The sequence below is a fragment of the Amycolatopsis viridis genome, from assembly GCF_011758765.1.
Taxonomy (GTDB): domain Bacteria; phylum Actinomycetota; class Actinomycetes; order Mycobacteriales; family Pseudonocardiaceae; genus Amycolatopsis_E; species Amycolatopsis_E viridis.
In genome coordinates, this window is record NZ_JAANOU010000001.1 from 2,287,526 (window position 1) to 2,304,689 (window position 17,164).

Annotated in this window: 18 protein-coding genes; 7 read left to right on the top strand and 11 right to left on the bottom strand. The window is 72.6% G+C overall.

What is annotated here, in order from left to right; translation table 11 throughout:
- Positions 1 to 2 precede the first annotated feature (2 nt).
- Genes FHX46_RS11265 through FHX46_RS11275 form a run of 3 tightly spaced genes read right to left on the bottom strand, consistent with a single transcriptional unit; the run spans position 3 to position 5,885 of the window.
- Entirely contained in the window at positions 3 to 1,100 is a 1,098-nt protein-coding gene (locus FHX46_RS11265; protein WP_167113111.1) for an enolase C-terminal domain-like protein, read from the bottom strand.
- Positions 1,097 to 2,890, bottom strand: a complete 1,794-nt coding sequence (locus FHX46_RS11270) for a thiamine pyrophosphate-requiring protein (protein ID WP_167113113.1) — start codon at positions 2,888 to 2,890, stop codon at positions 1,097 to 1,099. Before FHX46_RS11270 ends, FHX46_RS11265 begins: the two co-directional genes overlap by 4 nt.
- Positions 2,891 to 2,900: 10 nt before the next feature.
- On the bottom strand, positions 2,901 to 5,885 hold the full coding sequence (locus FHX46_RS11275) for an FAD-binding and (Fe-S)-binding domain-containing protein (protein WP_167113115.1): 2,985 nt from the start codon (positions 5,883 to 5,885) through the stop codon (positions 2,901 to 2,903).
- 55 nt (positions 5,886 to 5,940) lie between these two features.
- Between FHX46_RS11275 and FHX46_RS11280 the strand changes: the two genes are divergently transcribed.
- Positions 5,941 to 6,432, top strand: coding sequence for a MarR family winged helix-turn-helix transcriptional regulator (locus FHX46_RS11280; protein ID WP_167113117.1), 492 nt, complete (start codon positions 5,941 to 5,943; stop codon positions 6,430 to 6,432).
- A gap of 15 nt (positions 6,433 to 6,447) precedes the next feature.
- Positions 6,448 to 6,804, top strand: a complete 357-nt coding sequence (locus FHX46_RS11285) for an STAS domain-containing protein (RefSeq protein ID WP_313886279.1) — start codon at positions 6,448 to 6,450, stop codon at positions 6,802 to 6,804.
- Between the two features lie 10 nt (positions 6,805 to 6,814).
- Here FHX46_RS11285 and FHX46_RS11290 read toward each other — a convergent pair whose 3' ends face one another.
- The 6 genes from FHX46_RS11290 to FHX46_RS11315 all read right to left on the bottom strand — a co-directional run bounded on the left by FHX46_RS11290 (position 6,815) and on the right by FHX46_RS11315 (position 11,742).
- Positions 6,815 to 7,174 (bottom strand): hypothetical protein, encoded by a 360-nt coding sequence (locus FHX46_RS11290; RefSeq protein WP_167113121.1) that lies wholly within the window; start codon positions 7,172 to 7,174, stop codon positions 6,815 to 6,817.
- Between the two features lie 179 nt (positions 7,175 to 7,353).
- Complete coding sequence (locus tag FHX46_RS11295) at positions 7,354 to 9,606, bottom strand: heavy metal translocating P-type ATPase (RefSeq protein WP_167113123.1); 2,253 nt, start codon at positions 9,604 to 9,606, stop codon at positions 7,354 to 7,356.
- Positions 9,603 to 10,619, bottom strand: a complete 1,017-nt coding sequence (locus FHX46_RS11300; RefSeq protein WP_243871256.1) for a DUF748 domain-containing protein — start codon at positions 10,617 to 10,619, stop codon at positions 9,603 to 9,605. The genes FHX46_RS11295 and FHX46_RS11300 overlap by 4 nt, the downstream gene beginning before the upstream one ends.
- Before the next feature lie 24 nt (positions 10,620 to 10,643).
- On the bottom strand, positions 10,644 to 10,850 hold the full coding sequence (locus FHX46_RS11305) for a heavy-metal-associated domain-containing protein (protein WP_167113124.1): 207 nt from the start codon (positions 10,848 to 10,850) through the stop codon (positions 10,644 to 10,646).
- Positions 10,851 to 10,870: 20 nt separating this feature from the next.
- Positions 10,871 to 11,152: a metal-sensitive transcriptional regulator gene (locus FHX46_RS11310; RefSeq protein ID WP_167107314.1), complete on the bottom strand. Its 282-nt coding sequence runs from the start codon at positions 11,150 to 11,152 to the stop codon at positions 10,871 to 10,873.
- Between the two features lie 155 nt (positions 11,153 to 11,307).
- Complete coding sequence (locus FHX46_RS11315; protein WP_167113126.1) at positions 11,308 to 11,742, bottom strand: VOC family protein; 435 nt, start codon at positions 11,740 to 11,742, stop codon at positions 11,308 to 11,310.
- A 99-nt stretch (positions 11,743 to 11,841) separates the two neighbouring features.
- On the opposite strand from FHX46_RS11315, the gene FHX46_RS11320 reads away from it, so the two are divergent.
- From FHX46_RS11320 to FHX46_RS11335, 4 genes are all read left to right on the top strand, one after another.
- Positions 11,842 to 12,087 carry a hypothetical protein gene (locus FHX46_RS11320; protein WP_167113128.1) on the top strand — a complete coding sequence of 82 codons (246 nt, stop codon included), beginning with the start codon at positions 11,842 to 11,844 and terminating at the stop codon, positions 12,085 to 12,087.
- A 143-nt stretch (positions 12,088 to 12,230) separates the two neighbouring features.
- The gene (locus FHX46_RS11325; protein WP_167113130.1) at positions 12,231 to 13,127 is read left to right on the top strand and encodes a GNAT family N-acetyltransferase; all 897 of its coding nucleotides are present in this window, start codon (positions 12,231 to 12,233) and stop codon (positions 13,125 to 13,127) included.
- Positions 13,128 to 13,161: 34 nt separating this feature from the next.
- The gene (locus tag FHX46_RS11330) at positions 13,162 to 13,737 is read left to right on the top strand and encodes a dihydrofolate reductase family protein (RefSeq protein WP_167113132.1); all 576 of its coding nucleotides are present in this window, start codon (positions 13,162 to 13,164) and stop codon (positions 13,735 to 13,737) included.
- A gap of 131 nt (positions 13,738 to 13,868) precedes the next feature.
- The gene (locus FHX46_RS11335) at positions 13,869 to 14,606 is read left to right on the top strand and encodes a glycosyltransferase (protein WP_208400110.1); all 738 of its coding nucleotides are present in this window, start codon (positions 13,869 to 13,871) and stop codon (positions 14,604 to 14,606) included.
- Here FHX46_RS11335 and glnA read toward each other — a convergent pair.
- A complete protein-coding gene (glnA, locus tag FHX46_RS11340) occupies positions 14,603 to 16,027 on the bottom strand; it encodes a type I glutamate--ammonia ligase (protein ID WP_167113136.1) in 1,425 nt (474 codons plus the stop codon). The genes FHX46_RS11335 and glnA overlap by 4 nt on opposite strands.
- 68 nt (positions 16,028 to 16,095) lie before the next feature.
- Between glnA and FHX46_RS11345 the strand changes: the two genes are divergently transcribed.
- The gene (locus FHX46_RS11345) at positions 16,096 to 16,557 is read left to right on the top strand and encodes an SRPBCC domain-containing protein (RefSeq protein WP_167113138.1); all 462 of its coding nucleotides are present in this window, start codon (positions 16,096 to 16,098) and stop codon (positions 16,555 to 16,557) included.
- A 52-nt stretch (positions 16,558 to 16,609) separates the two neighbouring features.
- On the opposite strand, the gene msrA is transcribed toward FHX46_RS11345, so the two are convergent.
- On the bottom strand, positions 16,610 to 17,131 hold the full coding sequence (gene msrA / locus FHX46_RS11350) for a peptide-methionine (S)-S-oxide reductase MsrA (protein ID WP_167113140.1): 522 nt from the start codon (positions 17,129 to 17,131) through the stop codon (positions 16,610 to 16,612).
- Between the last annotated feature and the right edge of the window lie 33 nt (positions 17,132 to 17,164).

Genomic DNA, 17,164 nt, shown 5'->3' on the forward strand with positions numbered 1-17,164 from the left:
GGTCAGTCCTTTCCGTAGGGTTCCAGGTCCGCGGCCTTGAGGGTGAGCCCGTGGCCGGGGACGTCCGGGTCCGGCCGGACCCGGCCACCGGCGGGGTCGAGTGCGCCGTCGAGGAACGCGGACTCGATGCGGTCGTGGTCGGCGAACCATTCCAGGTGGCGGAAGTTCGGCGTGGCGACGGCCGCGTGTGCGGACAGGTTGGGGGCGCAGTGCCCGGACACCTCCAGCCCGGCCGCCGCGGCCACCGCGGCCGCCCGCCGCCATTCGGTGTAGCCGCCGCAGCGGGTCACGTCGATCTGCAGGCAGTCCACCGCGCCCGCGCGCACCATCCGTCCGAAGTAGACCAGGTCGTAGCCGTACTCGCCGGCCGCGACGTCGATCGTGGTCGTCCGCCGCAGCTCGGCGAGCCCCTCCAGGTCGTCGCTGGAGACCGGTTCCTCGAACCAGCGCACGTCGTGCCCGGCGAGCCGCTGCGCCACCCGCCGGGCCTGCCCGCGGGTGTAGCCGCCGTTCGCGTCGACGTAGAGCTCGGTGCCGTCCCCGATCACCTCGCGGGCGGTGGCGACCCGGGCCAGGTCACGATCCACGTCCCGGCCCCCGTCCTGCCCGATCTTGATCTTCACCCGCGGGATCCGCTGCTCGTGCACCCACCGGTCCAGCTGGTCGCGCAGCTCGCCGGTGCTCTGGCTGGTGAACCCGCCGCTGCCGTAGAGGGCCGCGTCCTGGTGCGCCCGGCCGAGCAGGCGGCTCAGCGCGACACCGAGCACGCGCGCGGCCGCGTCCCACAGCGCGATGTCGACGGCGGACATCGCGCAGGAGACCAGCCCGGGACGGCCGAGGTTGCGGATCCGCCGCTGCATCGCCGTCCAGGCCGCGGGCACGTCCAGCACGTCCTGGCCGAGCACCGCCGGGGCGAGCGTGCCGTGGATGAGCGGCACGCAGGAGGCGTCGGCGTAGGTCCAGCCGAGACCGGTGGTGCCGGCGGCGCGGACCTCCACGACGACCATCGTGGTGGCGTCCCAGGTCAGCGTGCCGTCGGTTTCCGGCTCCGGGGTCGGAATCCGGTAGGCGCGCGCCTCGACCGCCTCGATCGCGGTCATGACCGCCCGCCCGGCAGCATCTCCTGCGCCTTGGTCTTCACGCCCTGCGCGACCAGGTGGAACGCATCCGGATCGCCCTTGAGCACGGCCTCGGTCACCGACCGGACCTGGTCGAGGGTGGCGTGCGGCGGGATCGGCGGCACGTCCGGGTCGCAGCGCACGTCCAGCACCACCGGGCCCGCCCCCGCCAGCGCCCGGTCCCACGCGGGGCCGAGCTGGTCCGGGTCGTCGACGCCGATCGCATCCAGCCCCAGCGACCGCGCGAACCCGGCGTAGTCGACGTCCGGCAGCGACTGCGACTGCTCGAACTTCGGGGCGCCGCCCATGGCCCGCAGCTCCCAGGTGACCTGGTTGAGGTCGTTGTTGTGGAACACGCACACCACCAGCCGCGGATCGGACCACAGGTGCCGGTAGCGGCGGATCGTGAGCAGCTCGGCCATGCCGTTCATCTGCATCGCGCCGTCGCCGACCAGCGCGATCACCGGCCGGTCCGGGCAGGCGAACTTCGCCCCGATCGCGTACGGCACACCCGGCCCCATCGTGGCGAGCGTGCCGGACAGTGAGCCCCGCATCCGCCCGCGGATGCGGAGGTTGCGCGCGTACCAGTTGGTCGACGACCCCGAGTCGGCCGTGACGATCGCGTCCTCGGGAATCCGCTTCGACAGCTCGTGCACCACCCGCATCGGGTTCACCGGGTCCGCGTCGACCATCGCCTGCTGCTCGACGGTGTCCCACCAGGACGCGACGTTCTTCTCGATCTTCTCCCGCCACCGGCGGTCGTCCTTGCGCTGCACCATCGGCATCAGCGCCCGCAGCGTGCCCTTCGCCTCGCCGACCAGGTTCACCTCGGTCGGGTACCGCATGCCGATCATGCTGCCGTCGATGTCGATCTGGACGGCGCGGGCCTGGCCGAACTCGGGCAGGAACTGGCTGTACGGGAAGTTCGAACCGACGATCAGCAGCGTGTCGCAGTCGCGCATCATCTCGTAGCTCGGCCGGGTGCCGAGCAGCCCGATCGAGCCGGTGACGTAGGGCAGGTCGTCGGGCAGGACGTCCTTGCCCAGCAACGCCTTCGCCACTCCGGCGCCGGTCAGCTCCGCGATCTCCCGGACCTCGGCGGCGGCGTTGCGCGCACCCTGGCCGACCAGGATCGCCACCTTCTCCCCGGCATCCAGCACCTCGGCCGCGCGCGCGAGCTCGTCCTCCGGCGGGATCACCACCGGATGCGGGAACCCGGGCGGGCTGGAGGGCACCTGCTTGAACGCGTGCTTCGGCGCCGTGTACGGCTGCTCCTGCAGATCCGCCGGGATGATCAGCGCGGTCGGCGCCCGTTTCGCCAGGGCCGTGCGGATCGCCCGGTCCAGTGCGTTGGGCAGCTGCTCGGCGACGTTGACCTCGACCAGGTACTCGCTCGCGACGTCCTTGAACAACGGCTGCAGGTCGACTTCCTGCTGGTAGCTGCCGCCCATGGCGCTGCGCGCGGTCTGCCCCACGATCGCCACCACCGGGACGTGGTCGAGCTTGGCGTCGTAGAGCCCGTTGAGCAGATGGATGGCGCCCGGCCCCGAGGTCGCCATGCACACCCCGACGTGCCCGCTGAACTTGGCGTACCCCACCGCCTCGAACGCGGCCATCTCCTCATGACGGGCCTGCACGAACCGGGGCTGGTCGTCCGCCTTGCCGAACGCGGCGACGATCCCGTTGATCCCGTCGCCCGGGTAGGCGAAAACCTGCTGCACACCCCATTCCCGCAGGCGCCGCAGCACGTGGTCGGCGACCGTTTCGGACATGGTGTCCTCCTCACCGCACGGGCGCGCCCGTGCCTCGTCGGATCGCGGTGGCCAGCAGCTCTGCCAGGTGGACACCCTCGTGACCGCCGCTGTCGAACTCGTGGATCTGGGTGCGGCAGCTGAACCCGTCGGCCAGCACCGCCGTGCCGGGGCCGGTCTCCCGCAGCGCGGGCAGCAGGACGCGTTCCGCGCACGCCTCGCTCACCTCGAGGTGACCGCGTTCGAAGCCGAAGTTGCCGGCCAGCCCGCAGCAGCCGGAGTCCAGGCGCCGCACCCGGGCGCCCGCCCGCCGCAGCAGTTCCTCGTCGGCGTCCCAGCCCAGCACCGCGTGCTGGTGGCAGTGCACCTGCGCCACCGCCTCGGTCCCCGTCAGCGACGGGGGCCGGTAGCCGGGGGAGTGCTGGGTGAGCAGCTCGGCGAGCGTGACGGTCTGCCCGCGCAGCCGCCGCACGTCGTGGTCGCCGGGGAACAGCTCCGGGGCGTCCCCGCGGAACACCGTGGTGCAGCTGGGTTCCAGGCCCAGCACCAGCCCGCCCTGCCGCAGGTGCGGCGCCAGCGCGCGGACCGTGCGGCGCAGCACCCGTTTCGCCGTCGCGAGCTGACCGGTGGAGATCCAGGTCAGCCCGCAGCACAGGGCGCGCCGCGGCATCTCCACCCGCCAGCCGGCGTCCTCGGCCAGCTCGACCGCGGCCCGGCCGATGTGCGGGTGGAACAGGTTGGTGAAGGTGTCCGGCCACAGCAGGACGGTGCCGCGCGCGCCGCTGCCGCGCGGGCCGCGGCGGGCGTACCACTGCTGCAAGCTCTGGTGCGCGAACCGCGGCAGCTCGCGGTGCTCCACGCCCGCCGCGCTCGTCGCCAGGCGCGCCAGGCCGGGCGTGTGGGTCAGCGCGTTGACCACCGGTGCGAGCCGGGTCCGCGACACCGCCTGCGCGATCAGCGGCAGCCAGCCCATCGTCAGGTCGGAACGGGGGCGCTCCCACGGGCGGTGCCGGTAGTGGTGCGCCAGGAACTCCGCCTTGTAGGTCGCCATGTCGACGTTGGCTGGGCAGTCGGTCTTGCAGCCCTTGCAGGCCAGGCACAGGTCGAGTGCCTCGCGCACCTCGCTCGAGCGCCACCCGTCGGTGATCGGCCCGCCGGCGTGACCGCCGAGCATCTCGAACAGCAACCGCGCCCGGCCCCGCGTGGAGTGCTCCTCCTCGCCGGTGACCTGGTATGACGGGCACATCACCTGACCGCCCGACGTGGCGTGCTGGCGGCACCGGCCCACCCCGACGCACCGGTTGGCGGCCTCGGCGAACGAGCCGCCGTCGTGCGGGAACCGGAAGTACAACCCCTGCGGGTCCGCCGGCGACCAGTCGCTGCCCAGGCGCAGGTCGGCGTCCAGCGGATGCGGGGCGACCACCTTGCCCGGGTTCATCCGGTCGCCCGGGTCGAAGATCGCCTTCAGCTGCCCGAACGCCCGCACCACATCGACGCCGAACATGCGCGGCAGCAGCTCGCCACGTGACTGCCCGTCGCCGTGCTCGCCGGACAGCGAACCACCGAACTCGGACACCACGTCGGCCGCGCGTTCCATGAACTTCCGGTAGGTCGCCACCCCGCCCGCGGAGTAGAGGTCGAACGGGATGCGGGTGTGCACGCAGCCCTGACCGAAGTGGCCGTAGAGGCTGGGGCCGGTGTCGCTGGCGTACCCGAACTCCGCGTACAGCGCGGAAAGCCGGCGCAGGTAGTCGCCGAGCCGGTCCGGCGCGACCGCCGAGTCCTCCCAGCCTTCGAACGTGTCGGGCCGGCCGGGCAGGTGGGCGGTCGCACCGAGCCCGGCCTCGCGGACCCGCCACAGCTCCTTCTCGCGGTCCGGGTCGTCGAGGAAGGCCACGTCGGCGTGGTGGTCGCTGTCGCGCAGCTCGTCGAGCATGGTGTGGGCCTGCGCGTCGGCCTCGTCGGGGCTCTTGGCGGCGAACTGCACCATCAGGAACGCGCGACCCCGGGGCAGCTGCGTGAGCGCCTCGGGGTTGAGGTGCTTGATCTGCTCGTCGCGGATGAGCTTGGAGTCCAGGCCCTCCAGGGCGACCGGCTCGTGCGGCAGGATCGCCGGCACCGCGTCCGCGGCCTTGTCCACACTCGAATAGCCCAGCACCACCAGCGTGCGGTGCTCCAGCACCGGAACCAGCTCCAGCTTCGCCCGCAGCACGGTCACCAGGGTCGATTCGCTGCCCACCAGCAGGCCCGCGACGTCGAAGCCGTGCTCCGGCAGCAGCGAGTCGAGGTTGTAGCCGGACACCCGGCGCGGGATGTCCGGGAACCGGGCGCGGATCTCGTCGGCGTAGCGGTCACGCAGCCGGCGCAGCTGGCGGTAGATCTCCGCGCGCCGGTCGCCGCGGTGCTCGATGCGGTGGTACTCCTCGTCGCCGGTCTCGCCGCACCAGAAGCGCGTGCCGTCGTAGCAGAGCACCTCCAGCGCCGCGATGTTGTCCACGACCTTGCCGGTGCGCTGCGCGGTGGCGCCGCACGAGTTGTTGCCGATCATGCCGCCGATCGTGCAGTTCATGTGCGTCGCCGGTTCCGGGCCGAACCGCAGGCCGGTGGGGGCGAGGTGCCGGTTGAGGTCGTCGAGCACGATGCCCGGCTGTACCACGCAGGTGCGGGCCTCGGCGTCGACGGACTCCACCTGGTGGCAGTACTTCGACCAGTCCAGCACCACCGCGGTGTTGGTGCACTGCCCGGCCAGGCTGGTCCCGCCGCCCCGCGACAGCACCGGCGCGCCGTGCTCCCGCGCCACCGCGATCGCCTGCACCGCGTCCTCGGGCGTCCGCGGCACCACGACACCGATGGGAACCTGGCGGAAGTTGGACGCGTCGGTCGAGTAGGCCGCCCGGCTGCCCGCGTCGAACCGCACCTCACCCGCGACGCGGGCGCGCAGCGCGCTCTCCAGCGCGGTCACGTCCACCTCGGGCGTCACCGGCCGGACGACCGGATCGGGCAGGTCTGTCGTCATGGCCCCTCCCGCTGCGCGTTGTGGCCGCCGTCGCAACCGGGTTATCCTGACTTGCGTGACGCAAACGTGCTCGGTCGGCGATGAGGCGGAAACCGTCCTCGGGGCGCTGCAGGTCATGGTGGGGATCGCGGACGCCTCGGTGGAGCGGGTGATCGGCGAACTCACCCTGACCCAGTTCCGCGCGCTGCGGATCGTCGTCGAGCAGACGCCCATCACGCTGAGCCGGGTGGCCGAGCAGCTGGGCGTGAACCCGTCCTCGATGACCCGGGCCTGTGACCGGCTGGTGGCGGAGGACCTGCTGCGGAAGGCGCCGAACCCGCTGAACAAGCGGGAGGTGCTGCTCGCGCCGACCGTGCACGGGCGGCAGATCGTGCAGCGGGTGCACACCGACCGGCTGGGTGCGCTGACGGCCGTCCTGGACCGGCTCGACCCCGCCGAGCGGGCCGGGGTGGTGCGCGCCATGGAACGGTTCGCAACGGCCGCCGAATTCCTGCGGGACGCAAATAACATCCCGGAAAGTGGCTGGGGCGGGCCGCCCCCGTCCTGAGGTGGTGCGTTGACGGTGGTGCCGGATCCCCGCAACTGCCCCGGCCTGGCGGCCGAGGCGCTGCGCCGCGACCACGCGATCGTGGTGCGGCTCGCGGGGGAGCTCGACCTGGCGACCGTGCCGCGGCTGCGGCAGGCCCTCGCGGCTGCGCTCGCCGAGCGGCCCGCGTTGCTGGTGGTCGATCTGTCGGCCGTCGAGTTCCTGGCCGCCGCCGCGATCGGGGAGCTGGTGTCGGCCCGTCAGGGCGGGCGAGGGGCCACCCCGATCCGCCTGGTGGCGACGCGCGCCGCGATCCGCCGGCCGCTGGAGATCACCGGCGTGACCCGGGAGATCCCGGTGTACCCCACGGTGGGCCAGGCGCTGGCGGAGTGACCAGGCCTGGTCAGTTCGGTGACCGGGGCGGCCCGGGAGCGCGGAGCGTGGAGAAGTCCGTGTCCAGTTCGTCCTGCAGGAGGGCGGCGGCCCGGTGCACACTGCACGCCAGGTCCTCCGCCGCGGCGGCGGCCTCGTCGAGTGCCGCGAGCCGCGCGGTGCTGATGCCCGGCCGGGCGCGGACGTCGCGCCGCCGGAGGTCCAGGATCCGGACGAACTCCCCGGCCTCGATCGCCATCTGCCGGAGCCGGCGCTCCCACGCTTCCTCGCTGTCGCCGGGGCGCGCCCGGCCCTCATCCGTGGCGGGAAGCGGGATGCCGGGCATCCGCTGCCGCGCCGTGCTCGTGGGCTGCTCGGCGATATCCGTCATAACCCCTCCACGGGTGGCTCACCACGACCGGCTGCCGCGCCGGGGTCCGGAGCGCTGTCCGCACCCTAACTCGAAATCCGGCTGATCGCCAAGGTTCCCGCCCGGCCGGCGACTGCCGTCCACTTCGGACACCAAACCGGCCGGCGCCCGGTCGGGCGCCGGCCGGTGGTGACCGGTCCTCAGCCGATCGCGCTGCGGAAGCCACGCAGCCGCAGGCTGTTGCTCACCACGAAGACCGAGCTGAACGCCATCGCAGCGCCGGCGATCATCGGGTTGAGCAGGCCGGCCGCGGCCAGGGGGAGGGCCGCGACGTTGTAGGCGAAGGCCCAGAACAGATTGCCCTTGATGGTGCGCAGGGTGCGCCGGGCCAGCCGGATCGCGTCGGCGGCGACGCGGAGGTCGCCGCGCACCAGGGTGAGGTCGCCGGCTTCGATGGCGACGTCGGTGCCGGTGCCCATCGCCAGTCCGAGGTCGGCCTGGGCGAGCGCGGCGGCGTCGTTGACCCCGTCGCCGACCATCGCCACGACCTTGCCCTCGCCCTGCAACCGCTGGACGACCGCCACCTTGTCCTTCGGCAGGACCTCGGCGATCACCTCGCCGATGCCGACCTCGGCGGCGACCGCCTCGGCCACGGCCTGGTTGTCCCCGGTCAGCAGGACGGGGGTGAGCCCGAGCCCGCGCAGTTGCCGGATCGCCTCGGCCGAGGTGGGCTTGACGGTGTCGGCGACCACCAGCACCCCCCGTGCCCGGCCGTCCCAGCCGACCGCGACGGCGGTCTTGCCCTGCCGCTCGGCCGCCGCCTTGGCGTCGGCGAGCGCGGCGGGCAGGTGCTGGCCCCAGTCCGCCAGCAGCGCGGTGCGGCCGACGAGCACGGCCTTGCCGTCGACGACGCCCTGCACGCCGAGGCCCTCGACGTTGGTGAACCCCTCGACCGCGGGCAGGTCGCCCACCTTCTCCCGGGCGCCCGCCGCGATGGCCTGGGCGATCGGGTGCTCCGAGGCGTTCTCCAGCGCCCCGGCCAGGCGCAGCACCTCGGCGGTGTCCACGTCCTCGGCGGCGTGCACCTCGGTCAGGGCCATCTTCCCGGTGGTCACGGTGCCGGTCTTGTCCAGCACGACCGTGTCGACGCGGCGGGTGGACTCCAGCACCTCGGGGCCCTTGATGAGGATGCCGAGCTGCGCGCCCCGGCCGGTGCCCACCAGCAACGCGGTCGGCGTGGCCAGGCCCAGCGCGCAGGGGCAGGCGATGATCAGCACCGCGACGGCGGCGGTGAACGCCGCCGACACCGTGCCGCCCGCCCCGAGCCAGAACGCGAGGGTCCCGGCGGCGAGGGCGATGACGATCGGCACGAACACCGCCGAGATCCGGTCGGCCAGCCGCTGCACGGCCGCCTTGCCGGTCTGCGCCTCCTCGACCAGCTTCGCCATCTGGGCCAGCTGCGTGTCCGCGCCGACGCGGGTGGCCCGCACGACCAGCCGCCCGCCGGAGTTCACCGTCGCCCCGGTCACCGCGTCGCCCGGACCGACCTCGACCGGGACCGACTCGCCGGTGAGCATGCTCGCGTCGACCGCCGAGCTGCCCTCGGTGATCACCCCGTCGGTGGCGATCTTCTCACCGGGCCGGACCACGAACTCCTCGCCCACGGCCAGCTGCTCGACCGGGATGCGCTCCTCCCGGCCGCCGCGCAGCACCGCCACGTCCTTGGCGCCCAGTTCGAGCAGCGCGCGCAGTGCCGCCCCGGCCCGCCGCTTGGAGCGGGCCTCGAAGTAGCGGCCGGCCAGGATGAACGTGGTCACCCCGGCGGCGACCTCGAGGTAGATGCTGCCGTCCCCGCTCATCCGTTCGATGGTGAGCTCGAACGGGTGCGTCATGCCCGGCGTTCCGGCGCTGCCGAACAGCAGTGCGTACAGCGACCAGGCGAACGCGGCGAGCGTGCCCATCGAGATCAGCGTGTCCATGGTGGCCGCGCCGTGCCGCAGGTTCATCCACGCCGCGCGGTGGAACGGCCACGCCGCCCAGACGATCACCGGTGCCGCGAGCGTCAGCGAGATCCACTGCCAGTAGGTGAACTGGAGCGCCGGGACCATCGCCAGCGCGATCACCGGCACCGACAGCACCGCCGACCCGATCAGCCGCTGCCGCAGGGACGCGGTCGGGTCCTCCTCGGCGGTCCCGGCCGGTTCCGCGGTCCGCGGCCGGGGCAGCTCCGCCGAGTAGCCCGCCGCCTCGACCTGGGCGACCAGGGCGGCGGGGTCGAGGTCGGCGGGGAAGGTGACCTTCGCCTTCTCGGTGGCGTAGTTGACGGTCGCGGTGACCCCGTCGAGTTTGTTGAGCTTGCGCTCGATCCGCATCGCGCACGAGGCGCAGGTCATGCCGCCGATCGCCAGCTCGACGTCGCGGGCCGGCGCGGCCTGCTGCAGGTCCGAGGTCATCGCGACGCTCCTTCCGGTCCGTGGCCGTGCCCGTGGCCGGTACCCGGGTCCGCTGGTGCGGTCCCGGCCGTCGGCGCAGTGGACCCAGCAGGCCCCGTCGGCCCTGTCGGCGCGGTCGGCCCTGTCGGCGCTGTCGGCACGGTGAACTCGGCCGTGCGGACCGTGCCGTCGTGCTGGAAGTCCAGGAACAGCCGGTAGGTGCCCGCCGAGGGGGCTTCCGCGTAGAAGGTCACGGCGGGCCCGGGTTGCGTCTTCCCGTCGCCCGGGCTGCCGTCGGGGTGGACGTGGAGGTAGGCCAGGTCGCCTTCGCGCAGCGCCACCAGGTGCCCGTAGGCGCCCAGGTAGGGCTGCAGGTCGGTGACGTCGTGGCCGTCCTTGGTGACCGTGGCGGTGACCTTCGACGTGCCGCCCGGGGCCAGTTCGCCGTCCAGCCGCACTTCGTAGCCGTCCACCCGCGCGACGCGCGAGGGCTGGTAGGTCCGCGGCTGGAAGTCGCCGGCGGCGGCCAGGTCGACGCCCAGGGTCGTGGCCTCGCCCCCGGCCGGGGTGAAGTCGGCGAAGGCGCGGTAGCTGCCGGCGTCGGCCACGTCGAGCGGCACGGTCCAGGTGCCGTCCGCGGCCATCTCCGGGTGCACGTGCCGGAAGCCCGCGGTGTCGCGGCGCACCACGATGAGGTGCATGCGCTTGTCGTGCTCCACGTCGAACGCGGTGACCGCGCTGCCGTCGGGTCCGGTGATCCGGAAGGCGAACTGGTTGGTGGTCCCGGCGGTCAGCATCGTGCTGGTGGGCGTGAGGGTGTAACCGCCCCTGGACGACGCCAGCCCGGCGGGCTGATCGGGGTGTGCGGTCTCCGCGACGGTGCCGCTGTGGCTGTCCCCGTGCGTGGCCTCCTCGGGGCCGCGCGTGCCGGCTTCGCCGGTGACGGGACCGACAGCGCTGCCGATCGCCCAGGCGCCACCGGCGACCAGGACGAGCGCCGCACCGTAGGCGGAGAGCTTCCCTGCAGTGTTCATGACATTCCTGTCCTCGGGCTGCCGCTACGCGGTCAGCTGGTATCCGGCTTCCTCGACGGCGGCGCGCACCGCGTCGGTGGTGAGTTCCTGCTCGCTGGTCACGGTGACCTTGCCGGTGGGCAGGTCCACGGCGACGCCGGTGACGCCGGGGATCTCGCCGACCTCCTCGCTCACCGAGCGCACGCAGTGCTCGCAGGTCATGCCGGTCACGGTGTAGGTCTGCTGGGTCATCTGTCTCGTCCTTTCGATGGTCAGGAACGCACCAGCCGGGCGATGGCCTCGCTCGCCTCGCGCACCTTCGCGTCCGCCGTGTCGCCACCGGTGGCGATGGCCTCGGCCACGCAGTGCTTGAGGTGCTCGTCCATCAGGCCCAGCGACACCGATTGCAGGGCCTTCGTCGCCGCCGCGATCTGGGTCAGCACGTCGATGCAGTACTCGTCGTGCTCGACCATCCGCTGCAGCCCCCGGATCTGGCCCTCGATCCGGCGCAGCCGCGTGAGGTAGCCGTCCTTGTCGCTCGTGTAACCCCGCATGTCCTTCTCCTCACGTCCGCCGACCTGATCTTTATACCCTAGGGGGGTAGCCCAACTCAACCCTACCCCGGCACGGTATCCAAGCCGGAGACCGTGGCTCGGCCCATGGAACGGCACCGGGGTGCGGAGTCCAACCTCCGCACCCCGGCCGGGCCTCAGTCGAGGCAGAACTCGTTGCCCTCGATGTCCTGCATCGGGATGCAGGACTCATTGACCCCGTCGGCGAGCAGGACCTGCACGCACACCGCGCCGAGCGCCTCCAGCCGGGCGCGCTCGGCCTGGAGCGCGGCGAGGCGCTCCTCGCCGGTGAGCCCGGTGCCGACCCGCACGTCCAGGTGGACCCGGTTCTTGACGACCTTGCCCTCCGGAACCCGCTGGAAGAACAACCGCGGTCCCACCCCGGTGGGGTCGACGCAGGCGAACGCCGCACCCTGGTGCTCGGGCGGCAGCGAGCGGTCGAACTCGGCCCACGAGGCGAACCCCGGCGGGGGCGGGGGCACCACGTACCCCAGTACTTCGCACCAGAACCGGGCGACCCGCTCGGGATCCGCGCAGTCGAAGGTGACCTGGAACTGTTTGATCGACGTCATCGCACCACCCTAATTTCGCCGTGGCACGGCTCGTCCCGGTGCTGCCGTGGCCACCCGGGGTACCGTGGGCGGGCACCCCCGGGCACGAGGAGCGCGACCATGGACGCAGCGGGCGGGTTCGACCGCGACGCCTTCCGCGCGTTCGTGCGGGCGCACCACCCGGACGTGGGCGGCGACCCGGAGGTCTTCCGCGAGGGGTTGCGCCGGTTCCAGGCGGCCCGGGCCCGCCCCGCCGCGCGGGCCGGCCGCATCGTGTTCGTCCGGCGCCGCCGGGGTCTCGCGGGGCTGGTGCAGCGCTGGCAGGAGGCGAGCCGGCGCCGGCGGCGGCCACCACGGGTGCGGTGACCCCAGCCGGTGACGCCGGGTCGTCCGGAGCGGCGGGTCGCTCCGGTGTCGGCACCGCGGGCAACGGGTGACCGCCGCGGCACGGCGGCGGTGCCGGCGAAAATTCCGGCGAACCGCGGCGACCGGGACGTTACCCTGCCGGCGTGACCGTGCCCTTCTGTGATCTTCCGCTGGCCGAACGCATCGAGCGCGCCGAGGCGCGGCGCATCGCCGCGGCCACCGAAACCACGCGCCGGCGGGCAGGCCCGGCCGCCTTCGTGCGGCCCGTCGCCGGGGGAGTGGCGTGCTACGCCGAGGACGGCTCGCCGTTGAACAAGGTCGCCGGGCTGGGTTTCGGCGGCCTGCCCGGCCCGCAGGCCCTGAGTGAGGTCGAGCTGGCCTTCGCGGCGTGCGGATCGCCGGTGCAGGTCGAGCTCGCCCACCTCGTCGATCCCGCGATCGGCGCACTGCTGACCACTCGCGGGTACCGGCTGGAGTCGTTCGGGAACGTGCTCGGCCGCGCGCCCGGGGACGGTCCCGGCCGGGTGGTTCCACCGGGGATCGAGGTCCGGGCGAGCGGGGACGACGAGTTCGGCGCCTGGCTCGGCGTCGCCCTGGACGGGTTCACCAGCCCGGATACCGCGGGACCGCCGCACGAGGGATTTCCCCGCGCGGTGCTCGAACGCGCCCTGCGCGACCTCGCAACGCCGGGTCTCCGGCGTTACGTGGCGGTGTGCGACGGGGTGGTCGCCGGTGCCGCGAGCATGTCCGTGGAGGACGGGCTCGCGCAGTTCACCGGCGCGGCGACCCTCCCCGCGCACCGCGGCCGCGGGATCCAGACCGCGCTGCTGTCCGCCCGGCTCGCCGATGCCGCCGCGGCCGGCTGTGACCTCGCGGTGGTCACCACCGCACCGGCGTCGCGATCACAGCGCAACGCCCAGAGCTGCGGTTTCGGTCTGCTCTACACGCGCGCGATCCTCGTGCGGCCCCCGCACGAGGATGATCGGCCGAAAAAACACCGCCAGGATGTCGAATCCGGCGGTGCTCGATCGATGTGCTGATGAAAGAGCAGGTCAGAACAACGAAGGAGTACTGATGCGCACCCTGATCAGCACCGCGTTCGTCTCACTCGACGGCGTCGTGGAGGCGCCCGGCGGGGAGCCGGGCTACCGCAACAGCGGCTGGACCTTCCAGGACATCGAGTTCGACGCGGCCGCCTACGAGATCAAGGGCCGCGAGCAGGGCGAGGCCACGGCGATGCTGATGGGCCGGGTGTCCTACCAGGCGTTCGCGCCGGTCTGGCCGGGCATGACCACCGAGTTCGCCGGCTACAACGCCATGCCCAAGTACGTGGTGTCGACCACGTTGAAGGAGGAGGACCTGGTCGGCAACTGGGGCGAGATCACCATCCTCCGCTCCCTGGACGACGTCGCGGCGCTGAAGGAGACCGACGGTGGCCCGATCATCCTGCACGGCAGCGCGACCCTCAACCGGCACCTGTCCGACGCGGGCCTGATCGACCGCTACCACCTGCTGGTGTTCCCGCTCCTGCTCGGCGCCGGCAAGCGGCTGTTCAGCGACACCGACAAGGACAAGCAGCGCCTGGCGCTGCGGGAGAGCGAAGGCTACCGCAACGGCGTCCAGAAGCTGGTCTACGACGTCGTCCGCTGACCCACCGGGGCCGGGCGTTCCGCCCGGTTGCCGCCCGCGGACGGTGATCTGCTGTGATGGTGCCCGGGCCGGCGAGCCGACCGCCGGCCCGGACATCGGGCGTTTCTGGGGGTTCGTTGCCTGCCGTCAGCGTGATCACGGCTGTCCACCACGGAGGTCACCACTACCTGCGGGAGGCCTACGCCTCGCTGCTTGCGCAGGAGCTGCCGCCGGGCTGGGTGTGGGAGTGGTGCCTGCAGGAGGACGGCGACACCGGTCTGGTGGCCGAACTGCTGCCCGACGACGACCGCATCTCGGCCGGCTCCGGGCTGCCCGCGCGCGCCGCGGTGGCCCGGACCATGGCGCTGTCCCGGGCGACGGGTGAGATCGTGCGCACCCTCGACGCGGACGACGTGCTGCTGCCGGGCGCGCTGGCCCGCGACATCGAGGCGCTGGGCCGGGTCGCGTGGTGCACCTCGGCCTGCGTGGACCTGCTGCCGGACGGGACGCTGCGGCCCGGCCCGTTCGATCCGCCGGGCGGCCCCGTCGAGCCGGGCCGGTTCCACGCCGAGCAGCTGGACGACCGGTTGTCGGTGCAGGCCAACACCTTCGCCGCGCACACCGGGCTGGTCCGCGCCCTGGGCGGCTGGCCGGCGCTCACCGGGGCGGAGACCGTCGGCCTGCTGCTCGCGGCCGAGGCGGTCGCGCCGGGGGAGTTCATCGCCGAGCCGAGCGTGCGGTACCGCAAGCACGACGCGCAGACCACGGCGGACGACCGGTACTGGGACAAGGCGGAGAGCGCGGCCCGGCTGGAGAACGTGCTGGCACGCGCGGAGGCACTGCGCCGCGCCGGCTGGCGCTGGACGCCGTCCGTCCACAGCGGACGCTAGACGTCGTAGCTCAGCGCGAACTCGTAGGGGTGCGGGCGCAGCCGCAGCGGCGTGATCTCGGTGTCGCGCTTGAAACCGATCCAGGTGTCGATCACGTCCTCGGTGAACACGCCGCCCTCCAGCAGGAAGTCGTGGTCGGCCTCGAGCCGGTCGATCGCCGTCTCCAGCGACGCCGGAACCTGCGCCACGTCGCGTGCTTCCTCCGGCGGCAGCTCGTAGAGGTCCTTGTCGATCGGTGACGGCGGCTCCAGCTTGTTGCGCACCCCGTCCAGCCCGGCCATCAGCATCGCGGAGAACGCCAGGTACGGGTTGCCCGAGGAGTCCGGGCAGCGGAACTCGATGCGCTTGGCCTTCGGCGAGGAACCGGTGACCGGGATCCGCACGCACGCCGACCGGTTGCGCTGGGAGTACACCAGGTTGATCGGCGCCTCGAACCCCGGGACCAGCCGGTGGTAGGAGTTCGCCGTCGGGTTGGTGAACGCGAGCAGGCTCGGCGCGTGGTGCAGGATGCCGCCGACGTAGTGCCGGGCCAGGTCGGACAGCCCGCCGTAGCCGGACTCGTCGTAGAACAACGGCCCGTTCTCGTCCCACAGCGACTGGTGGCAGTGCATGCCCGAACCGTTGTCGTTGAACAGCGGTTTCGGCATGAACGTCACCGTCCTGCCCTGCTCCCACGCGGTGTTCTTCACGACGTACTTGAACAGCTGCAGGTCGTCGGCGGCGTGCAGCAGGGTGTTGAACCGGTAGTTGATCTCGGCCTGGCCGCCGCTGCCGACCTCGTGGTGCGCCTTCTCCACCTCGATGCCCACGGCGGCGAGGTTGCGCGCCATCCGGTCCCGCAGGTCGGCGAAGTGGTCGCGCGGCGACACCGGGAAGTAACCGGCCTTGAACGGGGTCTTGTAGCCGAGGTTGCCGCCGCCTTCCTCGCGGCCGGTGTTCCACCAGCCCTCGACCGAGTCGACCGCGTAGTACGCGGTGTTCTCCACGTTGCGGAACCGCACCGAGTCGAAGATGTAGAACTCCGCCTCCGGTCCGAAGAAGGCTCGGTCGGCGATCGTGGACTCGCTGATGTACTCCTCGGCCTTGCGGGCGATGTTGCGCGGGTCGCGGCTGTAGGACTCCCGGGTGAACGGGTCGTGCACGAAGAAGTTCATCATCAGCGTCTTCTCGGTGCGGAACGGGTCGATCCGCGCCGTGTACGGGTCGGGCAGCAGCAGCATGTCCGACTCGTGGATGGACTGGAACCCGCGCACCGACGACCCGTCGAACGCCACCCCCTCCTCGAACGCCGCGGCGTCGAAGGCCGCGGCCGGCACCGTGAAGTGCTGCATGATGCCGGGCAGGTCGCAGAACCGGACGTCGACGAACTCCACGTTCTCGTCGGCGATGAACCCCAGGACCTCTTCCGCGTTGCCGAACATGGCGGGCTCCTTTGCGCTTCCGGAGGAGTTCCAGGGTCCTCGCGTCGCGAGGGAGGTTCAATGGGTGGATGACATCCACACGGGTCACCGGGTTCGTGCGCGCGCCGCGCGCGGAGGTCTACCGGGCGCTGGTCGACGCCGCCGCCGTCGCGGTGTGGCGCGTGCCGAACGACATGACGAGCCGGGTGCACTCCTTCGAGGCGCGGGAGGGCGGCCGGTTCCGGATCTCCCTCGTCTACGACGACGCCGGCCGGGCGGGCAAGTCCGGCGCCCGCACCGACACCTATTCCGGTCGGTTCGCGGTGCTGGAACCCGGTCGGCGGGTCGTGGAGGTCATCGAGTTCGACAGTCCGGACCCGGCGTCGCGGGGCACGATGACCATGACGACCACCCTGGCCGACGCCGACGGCGGCACCGAGGTCGTGATCGAGCACGACGGCCTGCCGGCCTCGGTCGCCCCCGCCGACAACGAGACCGGGACCCGCATGGCGCTGGCCAAGCTCGCCGCGTTCGTCGAAAACCGGCCCTGACCGGCACCCGCGGGCGCTGACCGGCACCCGCGGGCGCTGACCGGCACTGCCCTCAGATCACGTACTGGGCGAAGGACTTGCGCACCTTGTTGACCTTCGGCAGCGCGACGGCCAGGCAGTAGCCCTGGCCGGGGTTCTTCGCGAAGAAGTCCTGGTGGTACTCCTCGGCCCGGTGGAACTCGCCCAGCGGCTCCAGCGTGGTGACGATCTCGCCGTCCCACCACTCGCTCGCGCGCTTGATCGCGGCCTCGAACTCGGCGCGCTGGGTGTCGTCGGCGTAGAACATCGCCGAGCGGTACTGGGTGCCGACGTCCGCGCCCTGGCGGTTGAGCTGACGGGGGTCGTGCAGCGTGAAGAACACGTCGAGGATGGCCTCGGCCGGGATCACCTCGGGGTCGAACGTGACCGCGACGGCCTCGGCGTGCCCGGTCCGTCCGGTGCAGACCTGCTCGTAGGTGGGCTGGGCCGTGTCACCGCCGGTGTAGCCGGACACCACGTCCTGCACCCCGCGCAGCGTCCGGTAGACCGCGTCCAGGCACCAGAAGCACCCGCCGGCCAGCACGAACGTCCGCATCTCGCATCACCTCTCACCGCGTGGTCCGGATAG